This is a genomic window from Acinetobacter sp. MB5, assembly GCF_003261585.1.
Classification (GTDB): domain Bacteria; phylum Pseudomonadota; class Gammaproteobacteria; order Pseudomonadales; family Moraxellaceae; genus Acinetobacter.
Map to the genome: position 1 here is coordinate 100913 of NZ_POVU01000001.1, position 18485 is coordinate 119397.

General features: G+C 39.8%; 20 protein-coding genes and 1 other RNA gene. 9 read left to right on the top strand and 12 right to left on the bottom strand.

Going from position 1 to position 18485, the window contains the following annotated elements; genetic code table 11:
- Nucleotides 1-16 precede the first annotated feature (16 nt).
- Nucleotides 17-580, top strand: a complete 564-nt coding sequence (gene ahpC / locus C1A47_RS00445; protein WP_111891336.1) for an alkyl hydroperoxide reductase subunit C — start codon at nucleotides 17-19, stop codon at nucleotides 578-580.
- Nucleotides 581-633: 53 nt separating this feature from the next.
- Here ahpC and C1A47_RS00450 read toward each other — a convergent pair whose 3' ends face one another.
- From C1A47_RS00450 to aceI, 5 genes are all read right to left on the bottom strand, one after another.
- Nucleotides 634-1437: an SDR family NAD(P)-dependent oxidoreductase gene (locus C1A47_RS00450; RefSeq protein ID WP_111891338.1), complete on the bottom strand. Its 804-nt coding sequence runs from the start codon at nucleotides 1435-1437 to the stop codon at nucleotides 634-636.
- Between the two features lie 64 nt (nucleotides 1438-1501).
- Nucleotides 1502-1894 carry a MerR family transcriptional regulator gene (locus C1A47_RS00455; RefSeq protein ID WP_111891340.1) on the bottom strand — a complete coding sequence of 131 codons (393 nt, stop codon included), beginning with the start codon at nucleotides 1892-1894 and terminating at the stop codon, nucleotides 1502-1504.
- A gap of 25 nt (nucleotides 1895-1919) precedes the next feature.
- Nucleotides 1920-2633, bottom strand: coding sequence for a cache domain-containing protein (locus C1A47_RS00460; protein WP_111891342.1), 714 nt, complete (start codon nucleotides 2631-2633; stop codon nucleotides 1920-1922).
- 63 nt (nucleotides 2634-2696) lie between these two features.
- Nucleotides 2697-3413, bottom strand: a complete 717-nt coding sequence (locus C1A47_RS00465; RefSeq protein ID WP_111891344.1) for a FadR/GntR family transcriptional regulator — start codon at nucleotides 3411-3413, stop codon at nucleotides 2697-2699.
- Nucleotides 3414-4028: 615 nt separating this feature from the next.
- Nucleotides 4029-4442, bottom strand: a complete 414-nt coding sequence (aceI, locus tag C1A47_RS00470) for a chlorhexidine efflux PACE transporter AceI (RefSeq protein ID WP_111891346.1) — start codon at nucleotides 4440-4442, stop codon at nucleotides 4029-4031.
- Between the two features lie 88 nt (nucleotides 4443-4530).
- On the opposite strand from aceI, the gene C1A47_RS00475 reads away from it, so the two are divergent.
- The 3 genes from C1A47_RS00475 (at nucleotide 4531) to leuE (ending at nucleotide 7211) form a co-directional block, all read left to right on the top strand.
- A complete protein-coding gene (locus tag C1A47_RS00475) occupies nucleotides 4531-5424 on the top strand; it encodes a LysR family transcriptional regulator (protein ID WP_111891348.1) in 894 nt (297 codons plus the stop codon).
- Nucleotides 5425-5493: 69 nt separating this feature from the next.
- A complete protein-coding gene (gene tal, locus C1A47_RS00480; RefSeq protein ID WP_111891350.1) occupies nucleotides 5494-6471 on the top strand; it encodes a transaldolase in 978 nt (325 codons plus the stop codon).
- A 71-nt stretch (nucleotides 6472-6542) separates the two neighbouring features.
- Nucleotides 6543-7211, top strand: coding sequence for a leucine efflux protein LeuE (gene leuE, locus C1A47_RS00485; protein WP_111891352.1), 669 nt, complete (start codon nucleotides 6543-6545; stop codon nucleotides 7209-7211).
- Here the strand turns inward: leuE and C1A47_RS00490 are convergent.
- A complete protein-coding gene (locus tag C1A47_RS00490) occupies nucleotides 7208-7552 on the bottom strand; it encodes a DMT family transporter (protein WP_111891354.1) in 345 nt (114 codons plus the stop codon). The two genes, leuE and C1A47_RS00490, sit on opposite strands and share 4 nt — an antisense overlap.
- 135 nt (nucleotides 7553-7687) lie before the next feature.
- The gene (locus tag C1A47_RS00495; RefSeq protein ID WP_111891356.1) at nucleotides 7688-8065 is read right to left on the bottom strand and encodes an RcnB family protein; all 378 of its coding nucleotides are present in this window, start codon (nucleotides 8063-8065) and stop codon (nucleotides 7688-7690) included.
- A 714-nt stretch (nucleotides 8066-8779) separates the two neighbouring features.
- On the opposite strand from C1A47_RS00495, the gene C1A47_RS00500 reads away from it, so the two are divergent.
- The 4 genes from C1A47_RS00500 to C1A47_RS00515 all read left to right on the top strand — a co-directional run bounded on the left by C1A47_RS00500 (nucleotide 8780) and on the right by C1A47_RS00515 (nucleotide 11630).
- Nucleotides 8780-9469, top strand: coding sequence for an HAD-IA family hydrolase (locus C1A47_RS00500; RefSeq protein ID WP_111891358.1), 690 nt, complete (start codon nucleotides 8780-8782; stop codon nucleotides 9467-9469).
- A complete protein-coding gene (locus C1A47_RS00505) occupies nucleotides 9453-9896 on the top strand; it encodes an RNA-binding S4 domain-containing protein (RefSeq protein WP_111891360.1) in 444 nt (147 codons plus the stop codon). The genes C1A47_RS00500 and C1A47_RS00505 overlap by 17 nt, the downstream gene beginning before the upstream one ends.
- Before the next feature lie 145 nt (nucleotides 9897-10041).
- Nucleotides 10042-11082, top strand: coding sequence for a recombinase RecA (gene recA, locus C1A47_RS00510; RefSeq protein ID WP_111891362.1), 1041 nt, complete (start codon nucleotides 10042-10044; stop codon nucleotides 11080-11082).
- A 56-nt stretch (nucleotides 11083-11138) separates the two neighbouring features.
- Entirely contained in the window at nucleotides 11139-11630 is a 492-nt protein-coding gene (locus tag C1A47_RS00515) for a regulatory protein RecX (RefSeq protein ID WP_111891364.1), read from the top strand.
- A 9-nt stretch (nucleotides 11631-11639) separates the two neighbouring features.
- On the opposite strand, the gene ffs is transcribed toward C1A47_RS00515, so the two are convergent.
- Nucleotides 11640-11736, bottom strand: an RNA gene (gene ffs, locus C1A47_RS00520) — signal recognition particle sRNA small type.
- Nucleotides 11737-12012: 276 nt separating this feature from the next.
- On the opposite strand from ffs, the gene C1A47_RS00525 reads away from it, so the two are divergent.
- Nucleotides 12013-12873 carry a YbgF trimerization domain-containing protein gene (locus C1A47_RS00525; protein ID WP_111891366.1) on the top strand — a complete coding sequence of 287 codons (861 nt, stop codon included), beginning with the start codon at nucleotides 12013-12015 and terminating at the stop codon, nucleotides 12871-12873.
- Between the two features lie 47 nt (nucleotides 12874-12920).
- Here the strand turns inward: C1A47_RS00525 and dld are convergent, their stop codons facing one another.
- Genes dld through lldP form a run of 4 tightly spaced genes read right to left on the bottom strand, consistent with a single transcriptional unit; the run spans nucleotide 12921 to nucleotide 18227 of the window.
- On the bottom strand, nucleotides 12921-14621 hold the full coding sequence (gene dld, locus C1A47_RS00530) for a D-lactate dehydrogenase (protein ID WP_111891368.1): 1701 nt from the start codon (nucleotides 14619-14621) through the stop codon (nucleotides 12921-12923).
- Between the two features lie 10 nt (nucleotides 14622-14631).
- A complete protein-coding gene (lldD, locus tag C1A47_RS00535) occupies nucleotides 14632-15783 on the bottom strand; it encodes an FMN-dependent L-lactate dehydrogenase LldD (protein ID WP_111891370.1) in 1152 nt (383 codons plus the stop codon).
- Nucleotides 15780-16535: a transcriptional regulator LldR gene (lldR, locus tag C1A47_RS00540; protein ID WP_111891372.1), complete on the bottom strand. Its 756-nt coding sequence runs from the start codon at nucleotides 16533-16535 to the stop codon at nucleotides 15780-15782. The genes lldD and lldR overlap by 4 nt, the downstream gene beginning before the upstream one ends.
- Nucleotides 16536-16562: 27 nt before the next feature.
- Nucleotides 16563-18227 carry an L-lactate permease gene (gene lldP, locus C1A47_RS00545; RefSeq protein ID WP_111891374.1) on the bottom strand — a complete coding sequence of 555 codons (1665 nt, stop codon included), beginning with the start codon at nucleotides 18225-18227 and terminating at the stop codon, nucleotides 16563-16565.
- Nucleotides 18228-18485: the final 258 nt, after the last annotated feature.

Here is an 18485-nt window from a genome sequence, read left to right on the forward strand (position 1 = left end):
TCTTACGGAGATAATGATGAGCTTAATTAATACTGAAGTTAAACCATTTAAAGCAACTGCATACCACAACGGTCAATTTATCGACATCACTGAAGCTGATCTTAAAGGCAAATGGTCTGTATTCTTCTTCTATCCAGCAGACTTCACTTTCGTTTGCCCAACTGAACTTGGCGACCTTGCTGACAACTACGCTGAATTCAAAAAATTAGGCGTTGAAATCTTTGCAGTTTCTACTGACACGCACTTCACACACAAAGCTTGGCACGATTCTTCTGCTGAAATCAAAAAAATCGAATACCCAATGGTTGGCGATCCAACTTGGACACTTGCTAAAAACTTTGAAGTGTTAATTGAAGAAGCTGGTCTTGCTGACCGTGGTACTTTCGTAATCGACCCAGAAGGTAAAATCCAAATCGTTGAAATCAACGCAGGTGGTATTGGTCGTGACGCTCAAGAACTTCTTCGCAAAGTTAAAGCTGCTCAATATGTTCACGCTCACCCAGGTGAAGTTTGCCCAGCTAAATGGAAAGAAGGTGACGCAACACTTGCTCCATCTATCGACCTAGTAGGTAAAATCTAATCTTCTGATTAGCTAATATCTAAAAAGCCCCTCATTTTGAGGGGCTTTTTGATTTAAACCATTGCAACGCGTTTCTTAAACATTTTTGCGATCAAGTTGACCATAAACTGACGCGACACAATCCGAGCCAGTTGCGCTGTCATATAATTCAATTTTCCTGTAATCACTACAGTTTTTTGCTTTTCTAAACCAAGAATTGCCAAACAAATCACTTCGTCGACTGTCATAGCTTGCATACCTTGAGTATTGGCTTGGGCAACTTCTGCAAAATTGGTGCGGGTATTTCCAGGACAAAGCGCCAAAAATTGCACCCCTGAATTTTGATATTCACCTGCTAAGGCTTCTGTAAAATTCAAAACATAGCTTTTGGTCGCGCCATACACGGCAATATAGGGTAAAGGCTGAAATGCACCTGTCGATGCAATATTGATGATAATCCCCTGTTGCCGCTGTAACATGCTTGGCAAAAACAACCGGGTCAATTGCGTCAATGTCAGTATGTTTAACATGATCATCTGCTGATAACTTTCAGGACTTTGATCTAGAAAGTTTGTCCATTTACCAAAACCAGCATTATTAATCAGAATATCAACCGATAAATCTTGTTGGGTAATATGTTCAAAAAGTTGTAACGCAGCATCTGAGTGGGATAAGTCCAAACCAATTACCGTCACTCGAATCTGATAGTCACTTTGCCATTGCTGTGCCAATTGCTGTAACTTTTCAGTACTACGCGCCACAATAATCAGATGAATGCCTTGTTTTGCCAGATATTCAGCAAAACCATGTCCAATTCCAGAAGACGCACCCGTAATCAACGCAGTTTTATTTTTGAATTGTTTTAAAATCTGACTCATTTTTCTAACCTAATATGAATGAGTCATTACCATAAACCCTGCCCCTAAGGACAGAGTCAAGTTTTTATTTTTGAGAAAATTCTGAACAAGATTGCTGTGCTTCACTCTGGTAGAGTTCAGATAGCTGTTGATCAAGCTGCAATAAATCATATTGCAACTGAATAATCTGCTGTTTTTGTTGATCTAATTTTTGCCATTTTTTTGTTATCAGCAGTTTGGCAACATCTAAGGGAAAGCGTTGTTGTTGTGCTTTGATATGGGCTAGCTCTTGAATTTCAGCCAAGCTAAAACCTACCGCTTGAGCTTGGCGAATCATTTTCACCAAACGTACATCCATTTCAGAATAAATTCGGTATTTACCCAAACGCTTTGGTTCAGGTAATAAACCTAATTGTTCATAATGGCGAATCGCCTTGGGCGTAGTATTACAACAGATAGCCAATTGACCAATATACATAAATCTATATTTCTAAGTTAAGCCATTAGCAATAACTTTGCACGAGTATCACCTGAAAAGGATGATGTGAATCGCTAAATTTTTGTGGTGGTTTTTCTTTAAATAATGCACCAGTACGATACTTTGATGTATTCGACAAAATAATTCGAGCATCATCGTTCGTGACAACCGCAGTTTGCTCAAGGGTTTTAAGCTTCGGCAATACCAATTGATCTAACGTTGAAACCAACAAATCAATCACAATGACCCCAACAAATTGCTGATCAATCATCACAGGATGCGAAAAGGTAATCGTATAAGCATGATTACAAATATAATCAACATAAGGCCCTTCAACATAAGGCTGTTTATTTTTCGCAGGATGGTTGAACCAGTCAAATAACCGAAAATCTAGACGTTGTTGTAATTCTTGATAACTTTCCAGTTCTGCTTGCTGGATTTTTTGATCTTTTTTATACCACCATTCCAGTGTCCAGTAGCCTTGTTGCTGGTTAGTTGCAGCAGAGTAGCTTGCAAAACCCATTCCGTGACTATACTGACTCTTTTGTAATGCAGTCTGAATATGCGCTTGTAGTTGATGCCGATCAGTTTCAGTCAACTTAACGCCACCTTGAGTGAGTACCGAATCCGCTGATAACAACTGGCTTGCTTCAATTGCCAAATCCTGTGCAGCTTGGGTAATTTCATTAACGACTTGGTTCAGTAAATTTTGAATCTGTTCGATTTGCATATCTTTCATGCTTATTTCCTTCAATATACTTTCTCTTACCACAGCCAAACAGAATCAGAATTTTGTTTCACTTTACAATGTAAGCTTAAATTCAAGCATTTCATCTGTTAATCCATAAAGCAAATTCTGTGCCTGTTGCGCAGCGGCTTCAGCATCCTGCTGTTGCAAACATTCGAATAATTTTAGATATTCAGCAACGGTCTGCTTATGGATTTTATCGTTTTTATACAATGTCGCAACCAGTGGCAACCATTCTGTTTGAATTGCAAGTTCCTGATTCGCCAATCTTGATGACTGAGCATAAGCAACAACCATTAACAAACAGCGCATGTCTGTCTGGGCACGTATATCTGGCTGCTCTGCATCTTGAAAAGTTAAAATGAGTTCATGCAATTTAGCCAATTGTGGAAGCGTTGTTCGCTGGGTCGCAAGTTTGGCACTATGCGCTAAAATCGCACTATGCAGCTCAGATAAATCGGCGATATATTCATTACTGACTTGACGTAAAGGTTGTTGCTGTAACACCTGATTTGCTGAAAGCTCACAAACGAAGCTACCTCCGTTTCGTCCACGGCGAGTATCAATGAGGCCTTTTACACGCAATGTATTGAGTGCTTCGCGCACTGTTACAGGTGACACTCCCATAAGACGCGATAAATCAGCTTCATTTGGAAGCTGTTCATTTGCTTCAAGCAGCCCTGCAATAATTGCATTGCCTAATCGTTCTACGACCTGTTCAGAACGTGTCGCCTGACCGATTGGTGCATATATAACGGTGTGTGCTGTCATCGCTCGTTCTCATCTAAATCAAGCTTCATACTTGATAAGGTAGGCTAAAAAATAAAAAGCTCTCCATAAAACCAGTCATCCCTATTGTTTCTAGGCACAATATGCAATTTGTCCATATTGCCGAAATTCCATTTCTGTTTGTGATGATGAGCGTAAATAACTTAACTGACTTGTATTTAATCGCCTAACACATCATCTCTGAATGTTTTATGAATGCTGGGATTATAGCAAATCGTTTTTAAATTGATGTTGTTTCTTGAAAAATCAATGATAAATTCCTCAAAATAAATCGAACAATTGCTTTAATCTCACACAAATGTGCAGACCATTGGCAAATATTTGATGTTATTTAGAGAAATCTTAAATTTTTCTTGTTTAGAAATATTATATTTTTTAATTCATATTAAATATAAGTTATTGTTTAATTTAATTTATTAATAATAAAATATGACTTATAATTTATTATATAAAATGTGAACAGAAACACTTATTTTCTAGTCAGTTAATCTTCATCTTCTTTATAGTTTTGTAAATAATGGACTTTCAACATAAATTCAAAATTTTATCTTTTTGATCAGTTACTTTTTTTAAATTCAATTAAGAAGAAGTCTAGATTTAATCTAGACAATATCTTTTTTCAATCGCGTCAAAACAGCATTGAAATATAAAAGTATAAACAAGAATACACAAAGTAATACTCACATCAAGTAAGAGCGCATCTAAAAGACTTAGGTTTAAGCTATAAACAATCAAAGGTACGCTAATGAACAATAATCCACCTTCAAAACCCACTGCATGTAAAATGCGTATTCTCACTCCACGCTCTAAGGTTAAAAAATGTTCCATTTTTTCAAAGAGATTGTTATACAGCATATTCCAGAATACAGATATGATGGCCATTGCCAGTCCGAAACTACCTGTTAATTCCACTGGCATTTCAAACATATAGCTGAGCGCAAAAGTCATTATAAACAGTAAAATACCTTCATAACTTAATGCATGAACCCATCTTTTCTTTGACATCAACATAAAAAACTCATTTTTTTGCTTGGCATGAATCTATTTTATTTTTATGATTCTGATGAGTCTAATTAGATTCTTTCAGAAAAATTGATAGATGAACATAAATCAAGAACAACTCAATATCTTCAAGACCGTAATCGAAACAGGCTCTTTCTCTGCTGCTGCACGACAGCTCGGCAAAGTCCCCTCTGCGGTCAGCATGTCGATTGCCAACCTTGAACTTGACCTGAATTTACAGCTATTTGAACGCGTTGGCCGCGAGCCAAAACCCACCGCACAAGCTCAGGTGTTATATGAAAAGACGCTTTTTTTACTCACTGAAATGCAGCAATGGGTGCAACATGCGCATGCACTCAGTACAGGTCTAGAATCTACTTTAGGCATTGTCGTTGTTTCCGAACTTATTCATACGGAATGGACTGATTATATTGCGCTACTCGAACACCAGTTCCCAACCTTACAAATTGATATTTTTTCTGCACCGCAAGAAGATGCTTTACGCATGCTGATGCAGGGTGAAGTGCAGTTTGCATTAATGTTTGAACGTGAATCACTTGATCATCGAGAGTCCTTTATTGAACTCAAACGCGAAACCATTGTCCCTGTGGTCAGCCTGCAACATACTCTGGCACAGCAACAGCAAATTAGCCTTGAAACGTTACAACGCTACCGACAGGTGATTGTGACTGCACGTGATCGGCGGATTGAGCCCGAATTACTCTTCTCAAAACAATACTGGCGAACCGATAACCATCAATTGGCTTTGTCTCTTATTCTAAAAAACTTAGGTTGGGGGCTTTTACCCTTAACCATGCTCGAGCAAAACCCACATTTATATACCCAGCTTAAAATTCTAGATATTTTAGACATTACCCCTCAACTCGATTACTACATTGATTTGGTTTGGAATAAAGAAGCCCAATTAGGGCAAGCCAGCCGATTTTTAATTGACTATGTACGACAACAGCGCCTTAAAAAAGTGCTGTGAACCTCTTTTTTTTTGAAAAGCTATGCTATAACTAGATAGATTCAAAACACGATTAAATAGTTTAAGACAATGACAGATTCAGCTTTATCCCAATTAAAAAAATTAACCACAATTGTTGCTGATAGCAGCGATTTGAGCGCCATTGAACAATTCCGCCCTCTCGATGCAACCACCAACCCATCTTTAATTACAGTAGCAGCTTCTCAGCCCAATAACCGTGAATTAATTGAAGCGGCTTATCATCAAGCCAAATCGGAAGGCTTGGTTCACGATGCCTTAATTGAACGTACAATTGATATTTTAACAGTCAAGTTTGGTGTTGAAATTCTCAAACTGATTGACGGCCGAGTTTCAACCGAGGTCGATGCAAGCCTGTCTTACGATACCGAAGCTACAATTACAAAAGCCAAAGAATTATTAGCACTATATAAAGATTATGGTGTTGATCAAAATCGCATTCTCATTAAAATTGCATCAACTTGGGAAGGTATTCAAGCTGCTAAAGCACTTGAAGCTGAGGGTGTGCATTGCAATCTAACGCTTTTATTTGGGTTACACCAAGCCAAAGCTTGTGCTGATGCCAAAGTTACGCTTATTTCACCATTTGTTGGGCGTATTTTAGACTGGTATAAAAAAGCAGAAAATGTTGACCACTATCCAATTGAGCAAGACCCTGGTGTTTTGTCCGTAAAGGCCATTTTTGACTACTATAAGACACATGGCGTTAAAACTGAGGTTATGGGTGCAAGCTTCCGCAGTACAGAACAGGTATTGGCATTAGCAGGCTGTGATTTACTTACCGTTGCACCAAATTTATTGGCACAACTCTATGAAGATCAACGCACTGTAACCGAACAATTAATTGCACCAACTGCTATAGCTCAAATTACAACTGAATTGTCTGAATCCGAATTTAAAGAGTCGATTCAACACGATTTAATGGCTTCTCAATTACTTCAATCAGGAATTGATGGATTCATTAAAGCACGCGATCAACTGAGTGCATTATTGCGTCAATCTTTTGGTGAAAATGCTGAATTAAAGTAATAATATAACCTTATCTTTTTACACACCGAAACAGGCTTAAACTGTTTCGGTTTTCTTTATGGTCGTTTATTGTGCTCGGGATTATTGATCTCCCAAGATTTATTATTGGGACTATTTTAATTGTTTTACTGCCTGGTCCAAATTCACTTTATTTGCTAGCAATTGCTTCACGTTATGGCATTAAACGTGGCTATCAAGCTGCTTTAGGAATTCTGACAGGCGATAGTATTTTAATTTTAGCAACTGTACTTGGTGCAGTTTCCTTAATTCATGCCTATCCCATTATTTTTACAGTCTTAAAAGTCTTAGGTGCAGGATATCTGGGTTATCTCGGTATCAAGCTTTTTCTACATAGTATTGGTATTTGGAAAAATGCCAAGACCAAATCAAGTGTAATTGCTGATAGCACAGAGACGAATATCAAGTCTGATCCAAAACAGATATCTCCCTTTCGTACAGCATTAACCATTAGCTTACTCAACCCTAAAGCTATTTTGTTTTTCCTGTCTTTTTTTGTACAGTTTGTAGATCCGAGCAGCAGTGCGCCAATGCTCAGTTTTTTAATTTTGGCTGTGATTTTACAGTTGATTAGTTTTAGCTATTTAACCAGCCTGATTTTTGGTGGCCGTAAACTCGCAAGTTACTTTTCTCAGCAACAACGTCTTGCAAGTATTGCAACCTGTAGCGTAGGTTTACTTTTCTTAACATTTGGTGCAAAACTCGCATTTTCAACGATTTAATGACCAAGTGTTTTTGAAAATAGATTCATGATCAAAACACCTGCAATGATAAATCCAATTCCAATCAGTGCAGGTGTGTCTAATGTTTGTTTAAAGGCGTAATAACCAATTAACGCCGTAAAAATGATACCGACCCCACTCCAAATCGCATAGACTACACCAATATTCAGCGTTTTGGTGACTTGTGATAAAACATAAAAAGATAGGCTATAACAAACGATAACCAGCAATGATGGAATCAATTTACTAAAGCCATCTGACTTAACTAAAAATGCCGTCCCTAAAACTTCGGCTACGATTGCAAAAGCAAGTAGTAAATATGCTGACAGCATGAGATTCATTGATTTACTCAATTCTTTATTCAATGTGTGTATAGTATTTTTTCAAAACATCTTTTTCAAATTTTGAATTTGTTTACAAATAAAAAAAGCGCATGTTAGCGCTTTTTTATCATTCCTTAGATTTAGATAATGGTATTAACGACCATCATGTCCAGGTCCATAAATTGCGCCAAGTAAAATGGCACTAATGACACCTGTTGCAATCGCTGTGAGTACATATTCACCATTGATATACATCCAGCGATGTCCACGTGGAGGTTCTGGTAAACCACGACCACGCCAGTCATCTACTTGATAACGACCATTATCATAACCATGAGGTAATGGCTGTCCACGCTGCCAGTCTTGAGATGGTCGTGCATCATGATGATCACGATCATTCATGTGCTGAGAACTATATCCTCCAGCATCGCGATCAGAATGATCATCATAAGGCGCTGCCATTGTTGCCATGCTTGAACCTAACATCGCAACTGAAAGAGCGGTCACTGCAAATAATTTTTTTGTAAACATGGCTTCATATCCAGTCTTGGAATTTATGTTGTTATTAAGCCATACAATCCAAGAGAAAATATGAATAAATCGCCAATTTCTGTAGTTTACTTCTTCATAATATGAGCAATAAAGCACCCGAAGGTGCCTTATTAGGTAATTACATAGCCCAGTTAAACATCTGACCAAACGCATAAACAACAATAATTAGCGTTAATACAGATGATGAAGTTAATAATAATTCTAAAGTTGTCATATCCCACCCATCTATCTTAGGCAAGTTGAATATTTTTTATACAATACTTTCAAAAACAATTCAACAACAAAAAACTATAATTTAATAATTTATTAATACTCAAAGCATTATCTAAACGTCAATACACTTACAAAGTCATAAATTTAATTATATATTTGTATTATATGTAAAATTTTTATATCTTTATCATATTAAAACCCATGTATCACACAAGCAAAATGTGACCAAATTCACATTAGCAAAATCTAACTCTGTAATTTTTTTTAAAAATTCCAATGTACTAATTATTGTTTAGTTGATTTATCGCTTCATATTTACATAACAAACAAACCGTTCCTTACTCAGAAATTTTCTAGGAAAAACAATAAAAAAAGATAAAGGTTTAATATGCTATCAAACATTCATTATTTTGTTATCTTTCAAAAATTAATATACGATTTATCAAGATAACGCGTTGAATGCCTTTTGGGATATGAAAAATGAATGAAACTATCGTCATGTTCGATATGGATGGCACACTACTAGATTTAGCATTTGACCAGTTCATATGGAACGAACATCTACCAAAGCATTATGCAAACCAACATCAATGCTCATTAGAAGACAGTCAAGCCAAGCTTTTTGAGTATTATCAAAAACATCAACATACACTTCAATGGTATTCATCTAAATTTTGGTCACAAGTTGTTGGTAGTGATGTTCTTCAGCTACAGCATCAATTTCGCCATAAAATTCAAACTCGATCGGGTTGCCATGAATTACTACAAGCATTAAGACAGCAACAACACCTCTGCTGGCTTGTAACCAATGCTGATTGTGCAAGCCTAGAATTAAAACTCCAGATGACAGGTCTTGATGAGTATTTCCAACTCATTATTAGCAGTGAAAGTATTGGTTTCCCGAAGGAACATCCCGAGTTCTGGACAACCCTGCAACAACGCTATCCGTTTAACCCTGAACAGGCCATCTTTATTGATGACACCGTCCGTGTACTCGATAGTGCCAAACGCTTTGGAATTCAACAACTGTATAGCATTAGTCAACCCTCTAGTCTTGAGCCTGCTCGTGACAGTGCTACACTAGGTTATCCAACACTCCAGCAACTCCCCGATTTACTGGATTTATTTTCATTAAATACAAACAAGGATATCCATGACAAAACAGCATGAAACCCCTTCTGCTGATAGCATGCGTGTTGACAAATGGCTTTGGGCAGCACGATTTTTCAAAACCCGTTCTCTAGCCAAAGCTGCCATTGAAGGTGGTAAAGTGCATCATCAGGGTGAACGGGTCAAAGTCTCAAAAGAAATCCGTATTGGTATGGAATTAACAATTCAGCAAGGTTTTGACAAAAAAACCGTGATGGTGACTGCCCTGTCTGAGACTCGTGGTCCTGCGCCTGTTGCACAACAACTCTATGAAGAAACTGTCGTCAGCGTTGCTCGTCGGGAACTCATTGCAACGCAAAGAAAAATGAATAATCTTGCAAGACCAGATCATCGGCCAAGTAAAAAAGATCGAAGACAAATTGGTAAATTTAAACAAGAAAATGATCAGCAGTATGATGAATATTGGTCATATCAAGATGATATTTAGGTACGACATATCATGTCGCCTAAACATCATTTACACATAGAAAATACACATGAATTCTGTCACTATGCGTTTTGTGGAAACGAGATTGATGAAAGACATCCACTTTGAGTATATAGTGACATTTACATCGTTTTGAGGTTGTAAGATGGATGAGAATAAAAGTAAAGCGCTGAATGCCGCTTTAAGTCAAATTGAAAAACAGTTCGGTAAAAACACCGTGATGCGCCTTGGCGACAACACTGTGCAAGCTGTTGAAGCTATTTCAACAGGCTCGCTAACTCTAGATATTGCTTTAGGGATTGGCGGTTTACCGAAAGGTCGTATTGTCGAAATCTATGGTCCAGAATCTTCTGGTAAAACCACCATGACTTTACAAGCAATTGCACAATGCCAACGTGCTGGCGGAACTTGTGCCTTTATTGATGCCGAGCATGCTCTCGATCCTCAATATGCGCGTAAGCTTGGCGTAGACATTGACAATCTTTTGGTTTCTCAGCCTGATAATGGTGAACAAGCCCTTGAAATTGCAGACATGCTCGTCCGTTCAGGCGCAATCGACCTGATTGTTGTCGACTCAGTTGCAGCACTGACACCACGCGCTGAAATTGAAGGCGAAATGGGCGACTCGCATATGGGTTTACAAGCGCGCTTAATGAGCCAAGCCTTACGTAAAATCACAGGTAATGCGAAACGCTCGAACTGTATGGTGATCTTCATTAACCAGATTCGTATGAAGATTGGCGTGATGTTTGGCAGCCCAGAGACCACAACTGGTGGTAATGCACTTAAATTCTATGCATCTGTCCGTCTAGACATTCGCCGAATTGGTCAAGTCAAAGAAGGCGACGAAATTATTGGTTCTGAAACCAAAGTCAAAGTTGTGAAAAATAAAATGGCACCTCCATTTAAAGAAGCCATTTTCCAAATTTTGTATGGTAAAGGCGTGAACCAGTTAGGTGAATTGGTTGATCTCGCAGTACAACAAGAGCTTGTTCAAAAAGCAGGTGCTTGGTACTCGTATCAAGGCAATAAAATTGGTCAGGGTAAAAATAACGTCATTCGTTATTTAGAAGAAAACTCTGCAATTGCCCAAGAAATTGAACGTATGATTCGCGAACAACTTCTCACTACGACAAATGCTCCTGTGCAGGATGATGAAGAGCCTGCCGAGCTTCTAGAAAGCTAATTCACCCGATAATGAAACGCCCTACGGGGCGTTTTTGATTTTTATGGGATACCCAAATGCAAAAGCGACATTTTAATACCGATCAACAACCTGCAAAAACCATGAAAGGCGCCCGCCTACGTAGTTATGCTTATGCTTTGCTGTGCAAGCGCGAATATTCAAAAGCTGAATTACGAGCTAAATTAAATCAGTATGCTGAAGATCCTGATGAAGTAGAACGACTGCTTGAAGAGTTTAGTCAATATCAGTATCAAAGTGACCAGCGTGTCGCCGAACAAGTTTTAGTGAGTCAAATACGCAAAGGCAAAGGCCCTCGACGAATTCTACAAACTTTACAGCAAAAGCAAGTTGATCAAGACTATATTCAAGAACAAGTACAAGAAACTGATTGGCTAGAGCATGCTTACCAGCTTAAAGTGAAGAAATATGGAACAGCGGTCGAGAAAGATCCAAAATTACAGGCAAAGCAAATTCGGTTTTTGCAATATCGAGGATATGATATGGATGTGATTTTAAAGGCTGTACGAAGAAGTGTACAAGAAGAATAATGGTGGCAGCCCTACTAGCGAAACTTCGGCACATCATAGATCTGTTACCGTTGCTACCTTCCGGTCCTGGCGGGGTTCACAGAGTACAATTGCGAAGCTACCAGCAGGGCTACCATTGCAAGGACAAGTATAGAGATTTTTAATCAACATGCAATATAAAATCAGCCAATTTCCACAAAATCCGAACCGTTTGATTATTAATAAAACATTTTTATGATTTTCGAACACATACAACGCAATTTATTTGAAAATTCATAGAAGAAATGCTGAATTATTGTAAAGCCTGCTTGCTTTAAACGAAGCAAAGTTGATAAATAAACGCTAAAATCTAAACAACCCTTCGGGCTTGTACTTCTTATTCCGATTTCTTTAGGTTCTTCATATGAAGCTTAAAAAGTTAGCACTTGGATTGCTAGCCTGTACCACAACACTTGCGGTACTTGCTGCGCCAATTGAAAATGTTTCACTAAGTCAAAATAACAGTAGCGGTTCAACTGGCAACACAACAACTAATCCTCCAACCAGTAACATTCCAACCAATGTGAACTGGGAACTTATGCAGCGTATTGATCAACTTGAGAATCAAGTGCGCAACATGCGAGGAATGATCGAAGAACAACAACACACAATTGATCAGCAGCGCCAAGACCTAGACAATCATTACAATGATTTAGACCAGCGCTTACAACTCCTTCAACAAAAAGTCGACGGAGATGATGGTTCAGCAGCTTCAGAAGATGCCACCAGTGACGATAGTAGTGCGTCTAATGCAACTCCAAGCAATAATGCAACAGCACCGAACAGTGTAACCCCAGCATCTCCAGCACCAGCCAAATCAACAACAGCTACAGGAGCACCCCCAGCAAAAAAGCCGCTGAGTGAGAAGGATGCCTATACCTTAGCACTCGATGCCTACAAACAAGGTGGCGCTAAACAAGCCATCAAACCGATGCAGAATTTTATCAAGAACTATCCTGACAGCATTTATATTGGCAATGCACACTTCTGGCTCGCAGAGTTCTATTTAGCAATAGAACCTGCCAATTATTCAGAAGCAAAGAAAAACTATGAGGTTGTTGCGAAGCATTACCCTCAATCAGCGAAAGCACCGCATGCGTTGTATCAACTTTATAGCATTGCTAAAAATGTCGATCGAAATAATGTCTCTGCCAATCTCTATCGCCAACAACTGCTGAAGCAATATCCCAAATCCAAAGAAGCTGGATATCTGAAAAAATCATAATAAAAAACCGAGTAGCAACTCGGTTTTTTTATTCCTCTAAATCGCAATTAGGACTTCCAGTATTTTAACTTTGAAGTATGCCCAATCCCGACATTAAAGCTATTGGTTGGATCAAGCTTCTGATAATGCTGTTTCAAGGCAGGCTTTGCGACATATAAGTGTCCGACATTGTGCTCTGCTGGATACTCAGCACCACGATGATCAAGCAGTTTCCACATCTGATGTTCCATATCTAAAGGATCAACACCTTTTTTAACGATATAGTCTTGATGGAAGACATGACATAAGAAATGACCATAATAAAGTTTATGGATAATCTGCTCATCCATCTCTTTAGGTAAAGTTTCTAGCCAATCACGGTCATTACGGCGTAACGCAATGTCCAATGCCACAATGTCTTCGACTTCGCTACGATGGGTATCCCGATAACGAATCGCAGCGCCTGCAACAGCAAAACGATGCAAGAACGCTTTACGCCCTTCATCGGCATCACATAAGAAGTAGTTGCCAGTTTCACGATGCTCAGCAAAGTAACCCGCTAAAAACTGCTGAACCTGAGCCACATCTTGATCTTCAATCCGTAAAATCAAATGATGCTCGTATAAATCACGGAACTGGTTCATACGCTTCGGCAAATGATTCGGCATAAAATGGGTCATGATTTGCAAGACTTTATCCGTCAAGCCACGTATCCCAAATTTTTCCAAGAAACCATCAACCTTGTCTTTCATGGCAAAGGCTTGTGGTACTTTAGCTGTGCCAAACTTCTCAATAAAAACAAAGGTATCTTTACCGTACTCAGCGCCAATGTCATACGCAACACGGTGAATATATTCACCCGCAATCGGAATACGAGGTAAATCTTGCAACAAGAAACGACGAATTGCAGTCAAATCATTAATAGAGTTTGAACCCACATAAAACACCTGACTTTTGATTTTTTCAAAGGTGTCTAGACGTACTGCAAAAACACAAACTTTACCTGCCGAGCCTGAAGCTTCAAACAAACGGCTTGGATCAGCATTGAAACGTGCAGGTGTTGCTTCGTCGACCTGACAAACATCATGCACATAATGCTGATCTGATGCACAGCGATGCTCCGAGTTTTCAACATCGCTCGATTGATATTGATTTTGCTGTAAGCGTGTCAAAATTTCTTCAGGGGTTTGACCCAAGTTCACACCCAAATGGTTCACTAACTCCAACTTGCCCTGCTCTGTCACACGTGCATAAAGTGCTAACTCAGTGTAAGCAGGCCCACGGCGTACCAAAGCCCCGCCCGAGTTATTACACACACCACCTAGAACCGATGCACCAATACACGATGAACCAATCACAGAGTGAGGTTCGCGGTTATATTGAGCCAATTCACGCTCAAGGGCATCCAGTGTTGCACCTGGTAAACAAATCACTTGTTTGCCGTCATTAATGACTTGAATACCCGCCAAACGACGCGTGCTAATCAGCACTACAGGACGATCATAGTCATCACCATACGGTGTTGAGCCGCCTGTTAAGCCCGTATTGGCGGCCTGCATAATCACGATACAATCCGCATCTACGGCAGCTTGCAAAACTTGCCATTGCTCCAGCAAGTTTGCTGGCACAACCACTGCCAAAACTTTACCTTCACCGAAACGGCGTCCTTGACGGTACAAACGCGTGTGCTGATCATCGGTCAGCACATGTTGCTCACCCACGATTTTTTTTAACTGCTGAATCGTTTGAGCGTGATTTGCGTGTAACATAAGTATTCTCTTATTTTGCTAGACGATCTAAATTCACAAGGCAATCTGAATTGATGTCTTGGATGGTTTTCGCACCCGTTAAGGTCATTGCGACGCGCATTTCCTTATCAATCAGTTCCAGTAAGTTAGACACTCCCTGCCCACCTTCTGCGCCAAGTGCATAGACAAATGCACGTCCTAACATACACAGGTCTGCACCCATGGCCAGCATACGTACGACATCCAAGCCATTACGAATACCCGAGTCCACCAAAATTTTTAAATCACCTTTCACGGCATCTGCAATCGCAGGTAAAGCACGTGTTGTTGATAACACACCGTCGAGCTGACGACCACCATGATTGGAGACCACAATCCCGTCTGCACCAAAACGTACCGCATCTTTGGCATCTTCAGGGTCTAAAATGCCTTTAATCACCATTGGGCCATCCCAGAAATCACGGATCCACTCTAGGTCTTTCCATGAAATAGATGGGTCAAAGTTTGCACCTAACCAGCCAATGTAATCTTCCAAACCTGTCGGTTTACCCAAATATTTAGAGATATTACCTAAGTCATGCGGACGACCGAGCAAGCCCACATTCCATGCCCAATGTGGATGTGCAAAAGACTGTAAATAACGGCGCATCGATGCATTTGGCCCACTCATACCCGAATGAGCATCACGGTAACGCGCCCCTGGTACTGGCATATCCACCGTAAAGACCAATGTTGAACAACCTGCCGCTTTAGCACGTTCCAAGGCATTTTTCATAAAGCCACGGTCACGCAGTACATACAACTGAAACCACATTGGACGTTGAATCGCTGGAGTAACTTCTTCAATTGGGCAAACAGAAACTGTTGATAAGGTAAATGGAATGCCTTTTTTATCGGCAGCAACTGCAGCTTGCACTTCGCCACGGCGTGCATACATGCCTGTCAACCCCACAGGTGACAGCGCCACAGGCATAGATAATGTTTCATCAAAAATCTTGGTTTCAAGACTTAGTTGAGACATATCATTCAGCACGCGCTGACGCAGTGCAATTTGAGATAAATCTTCGACATTTCGCTTTAAAGTATATTCGGCATAAGCACCACCATCGATATAGTGGAACAAAAATGGTGGCAAACGACGTCGTGCCGCTTCGCGGTAGTCATTTGAAGAGGAAATGATCATTTTAAATCGATCCTTTTTAAGCGAGATGAGCGTTTTAGACGAGCTTCAGCTTCGTCAATGGCGCGCACTTGTTGAATAATAAATTCGATATGCCCACAAACCGATGAACGTGCCAATTCGGGATCTTGTTTATCAATGGCATCCATCACCTGAAAGTGCTGCAAATGTAATTGTCCAAATTGATGTGCATCGGTATAAATTTTTCGACGACCCAGCACTACGTTGTATTGCAACAAGTCAAACAGACTCCGCATCATTTGCGTCAATACAATATTGTGAGAGGCTTCAGCAATCGCCAAATGAAAGTTTGCATCCGATGCCGAGGCTTTATCTGCATCACCAATCGACTGGAAATGTAAAACCTGATCATAATAATGATGAATCTTGGCGCGATCTTCTTCAGTTGAACGCTGAGCTGCATACCAAGCTGTTCCACCTTCTAAAATCAGTCGTGCTTCCTGAACATCGAAACGATATAGCGGGTCTTGATCAATCAGATCACTGAGAGGCTGAATAATAAATTGGTCAGACCAATCACTTTGAGGGCGTTTTGCCAAATAGGTTCCCGCCCCCACACGACTCGCAATCACACCTTGGCTTGAGAGTTTTTGTAGTGCTTCACGTAATGAGGAGCGTGAAACACTAAGTTGTTCACACAATTGACGTTCTGAAGGCAGCCGATCACCCACCTGCATACTCTGCTTTTCTATCAAGTCATACAGGCTTTGTACTACGCGATCGGCTATTTTCATCTTACTTTCCTTCGGTCAATCTGCAACTCATGGAATCATCCATGGAAAAACATAGGCTTGAAGGGTAATGATAATACCAATCATCACAGTAAATGCGATACTGTGCTTCACCGTGAAACGGAATAAATCAGATTCTTTACCGACCAAACCTACCGCAGCACATGCAATTGCAATCGATTGAGGTGAAATCATCTTACCTGTTACACCACCTGAAGTGTTCGCAGCAACGAGCAATACATCTGGCACGCCAATTTGATGTGCAGTAGTGGCTTGCAACGCACTGAACAAGGCATTTGCAGATGTATCCGAACCTGTCAAGAACACACCCATCCAACCTAAGAATGGCGAGAAGAACGTAAATGCCTGACCTGTATGTGCTAAAGCCAATGCCAATGTTGCTGACATACCTGAGTAGTTCGCGATAAAGGCAAATGCAAGCACCATTCCAATTGAATAGATTGGTGTTTTTAGCTCTTTTAAGGTTTCACCAAAAGTTGCAACTGCTGCTGCAGGACGCATTTTCAACACGATAATCGAGATAATTGCCGCAATAATAATTGCTGTCCCTGTCGCCGAGAACCAGTCAAATTTAAAGATTGCATCATAATCAGTAGCCTTACCTACAACTGGTGGCATTTTTTGTACCAATTGATGTAAATACGGCACTTTAATGGCAATAATCCAGTCATGCAAAGCCCCATCTTTTGCAAATAAGCTCTTAAATGGCTTAATACTCCATATTGTGACCATTGCTGTCAAAATCATGAATGGTGACCAAGCCTTAAAGATTTGACCCGCAGTATGTTGTTGCTTTTGCTGTTCTAGAATTGCACTGTCAACAGCACCATCTTCATTCGAGAAACGGAAAATATGTTTTGGTTTCCAAAACTTAAGTAAGACAGTTAAGCTCACCAAAGATGCAATTGCAGCGGTAATATCTGGAAGTTCTGGGCCAACAAAGTTTGAAGTCAGGTATTGAGCCAAAGAAAATGCACCACCACCGACCAAGATCGCAGGCCATGTTTCTTTCACACCACGCCAGCCATCCATAATCGCCATAATCCAGATTAAGACAATTGGCACAACAAACGGTAATTGACGACCGACCATTTGGCTAATTTCATGCGTTTCAACACCTGAAACCTGACCCGCAACAATAATTGGAATCCCCATCGCACCAAACGCCACAGGCGCAGTATTCACAATCAGGCACAAACCAGCTGCGTAAATTGGTTTAAAGCCCAATCCAACCAATAGTGCTGCTGTAATTGCAACTGGCGCACCAAAGCCCGCAGCACCCTCAAGGAAAGTACCAAAAGCAAAGCCTACCAAGAGCATTTGTAAACGCTGATCTTCGGTAATCGACAAAATACTAGAGCGAATTACATCGAATTGCCCAGTTTTTACCGAGACTTTATAAAGGAATACCGCACCAATGATGATCCAAGAAATTGGCCAAAGCCCATAAAAGAAACCATAAATGATGGATGCAAAAGCCATACTGATTGGCATATGGTAAGCAAATAGCGATACCAGCAATGCCAAAACGACAGTAATTGTCCCTGCTACGCTACCTTTCAGACGAAATACAGCTAAAGCAAGGAAAAAGAAAATAATCGGGATCAAGGCAACTAGACTGGATAGCCAGACATTACCAACAGGATCATAAATTTGTTGCCATTGTTGTAGCATTCTCTTCTCCTTGAAATGCTTCGGCGATATTTATAGACATCCAATGCTTTTAGTATTGGTCATACCAATTTATTTAGAAAAGCATTGATTTGTTGCCGAATAGTAATTATTCACACCAAAAAGATCAACATCGGTCTAAATATTTAAATAATGGTCAGACCAATATAAATAGAGATTTATTTCACTTTTCTTTTAAAAGAATGATTTTAAATTTATAATTCATTGAATAATCATAAAGATAGAAAAAATATACGTTTA

Excerpts from the sequence above, each read along its gene's own strand:
- ahpC (WP_111891336.1), top strand. The coding sequence starts at position 17 with ATGAGCTTAATTAATACTGAAGTTAAACCATTTAAAGCAACTGCATAC.
- C1A47_RS00450 (WP_111891338.1), bottom strand. The coding sequence starts at position 1,437 with ATGAGTCAGATTTTAAAACAATTCAAAAATAAAACTGCGTTGATTACG.
- C1A47_RS00455 (WP_111891340.1), bottom strand. The coding sequence starts at position 1,894 with ATGTATATTGGTCAATTGGCTATCTGTTGTAATACTACGCCCAAGGCG.
- C1A47_RS00460 (WP_111891342.1), bottom strand. The coding sequence starts at position 2,633 with ATGAAAGATATGCAAATCGAACAGATTCAAAATTTACTGAACCAAGTC.
- C1A47_RS00465 (WP_111891344.1), bottom strand. The coding sequence starts at position 3,413 with ATGACAGCACACACCGTTATATATGCACCAATCGGTCAGGCGACACGT.
- aceI (WP_111891346.1), bottom strand. The coding sequence starts at position 4,442 with ATGTTGATGTCAAAGAAAAGATGGGTTCATGCATTAAGTTATGAAGGT.
- C1A47_RS00475 (WP_111891348.1), top strand. The coding sequence starts at position 4,531 with ATGAACATAAATCAAGAACAACTCAATATCTTCAAGACCGTAATCGAA.
- tal (WP_111891350.1), top strand. The coding sequence starts at position 5,494 with ATGACAGATTCAGCTTTATCCCAATTAAAAAAATTAACCACAATTGTT.
- C1A47_RS00490 (WP_111891354.1), bottom strand. The coding sequence starts at position 7,552 with ATGAATCTCATGCTGTCAGCATATTTACTACTTGCTTTTGCAATCGTA.
- C1A47_RS00495 (WP_111891356.1), bottom strand. The coding sequence starts at position 8,065 with ATGTTTACAAAAAAATTATTTGCAGTGACCGCTCTTTCAGTTGCGATG.
- C1A47_RS00500 (WP_111891358.1), top strand. The coding sequence starts at position 8,780 with ATGAATGAAACTATCGTCATGTTCGATATGGATGGCACACTACTAGAT.
- C1A47_RS00505 (WP_111891360.1), top strand. The coding sequence starts at position 9,453 with ATGACAAAACAGCATGAAACCCCTTCTGCTGATAGCATGCGTGTTGAC.
- recA (WP_111891362.1), top strand. The coding sequence starts at position 10,042 with ATGGATGAGAATAAAAGTAAAGCGCTGAATGCCGCTTTAAGTCAAATT.
- C1A47_RS00515 (WP_111891364.1), top strand. The coding sequence starts at position 11,139 with ATGCAAAAGCGACATTTTAATACCGATCAACAACCTGCAAAAACCATG.
- C1A47_RS00525 (WP_111891366.1), top strand. The coding sequence starts at position 12,013 with ATGAAGCTTAAAAAGTTAGCACTTGGATTGCTAGCCTGTACCACAACA.
- dld (WP_111891368.1), bottom strand. The coding sequence starts at position 14,621 with ATGTTACACGCAAATCACGCTCAAACGATTCAGCAGTTAAAAAAAATC.
- lldD (WP_111891370.1), bottom strand. The coding sequence starts at position 15,783 with ATGATCATTTCCTCTTCAAATGACTACCGCGAAGCGGCACGACGTCGT.
- lldR (WP_111891372.1), bottom strand. The coding sequence starts at position 16,535 with ATGAAAATAGCCGATCGCGTAGTACAAAGCCTGTATGACTTGATAGAA.
- lldP (WP_111891374.1), bottom strand. The coding sequence starts at position 18,227 with ATGCTACAACAATGGCAACAAATTTATGATCCTGTTGGTAATGTCTGG.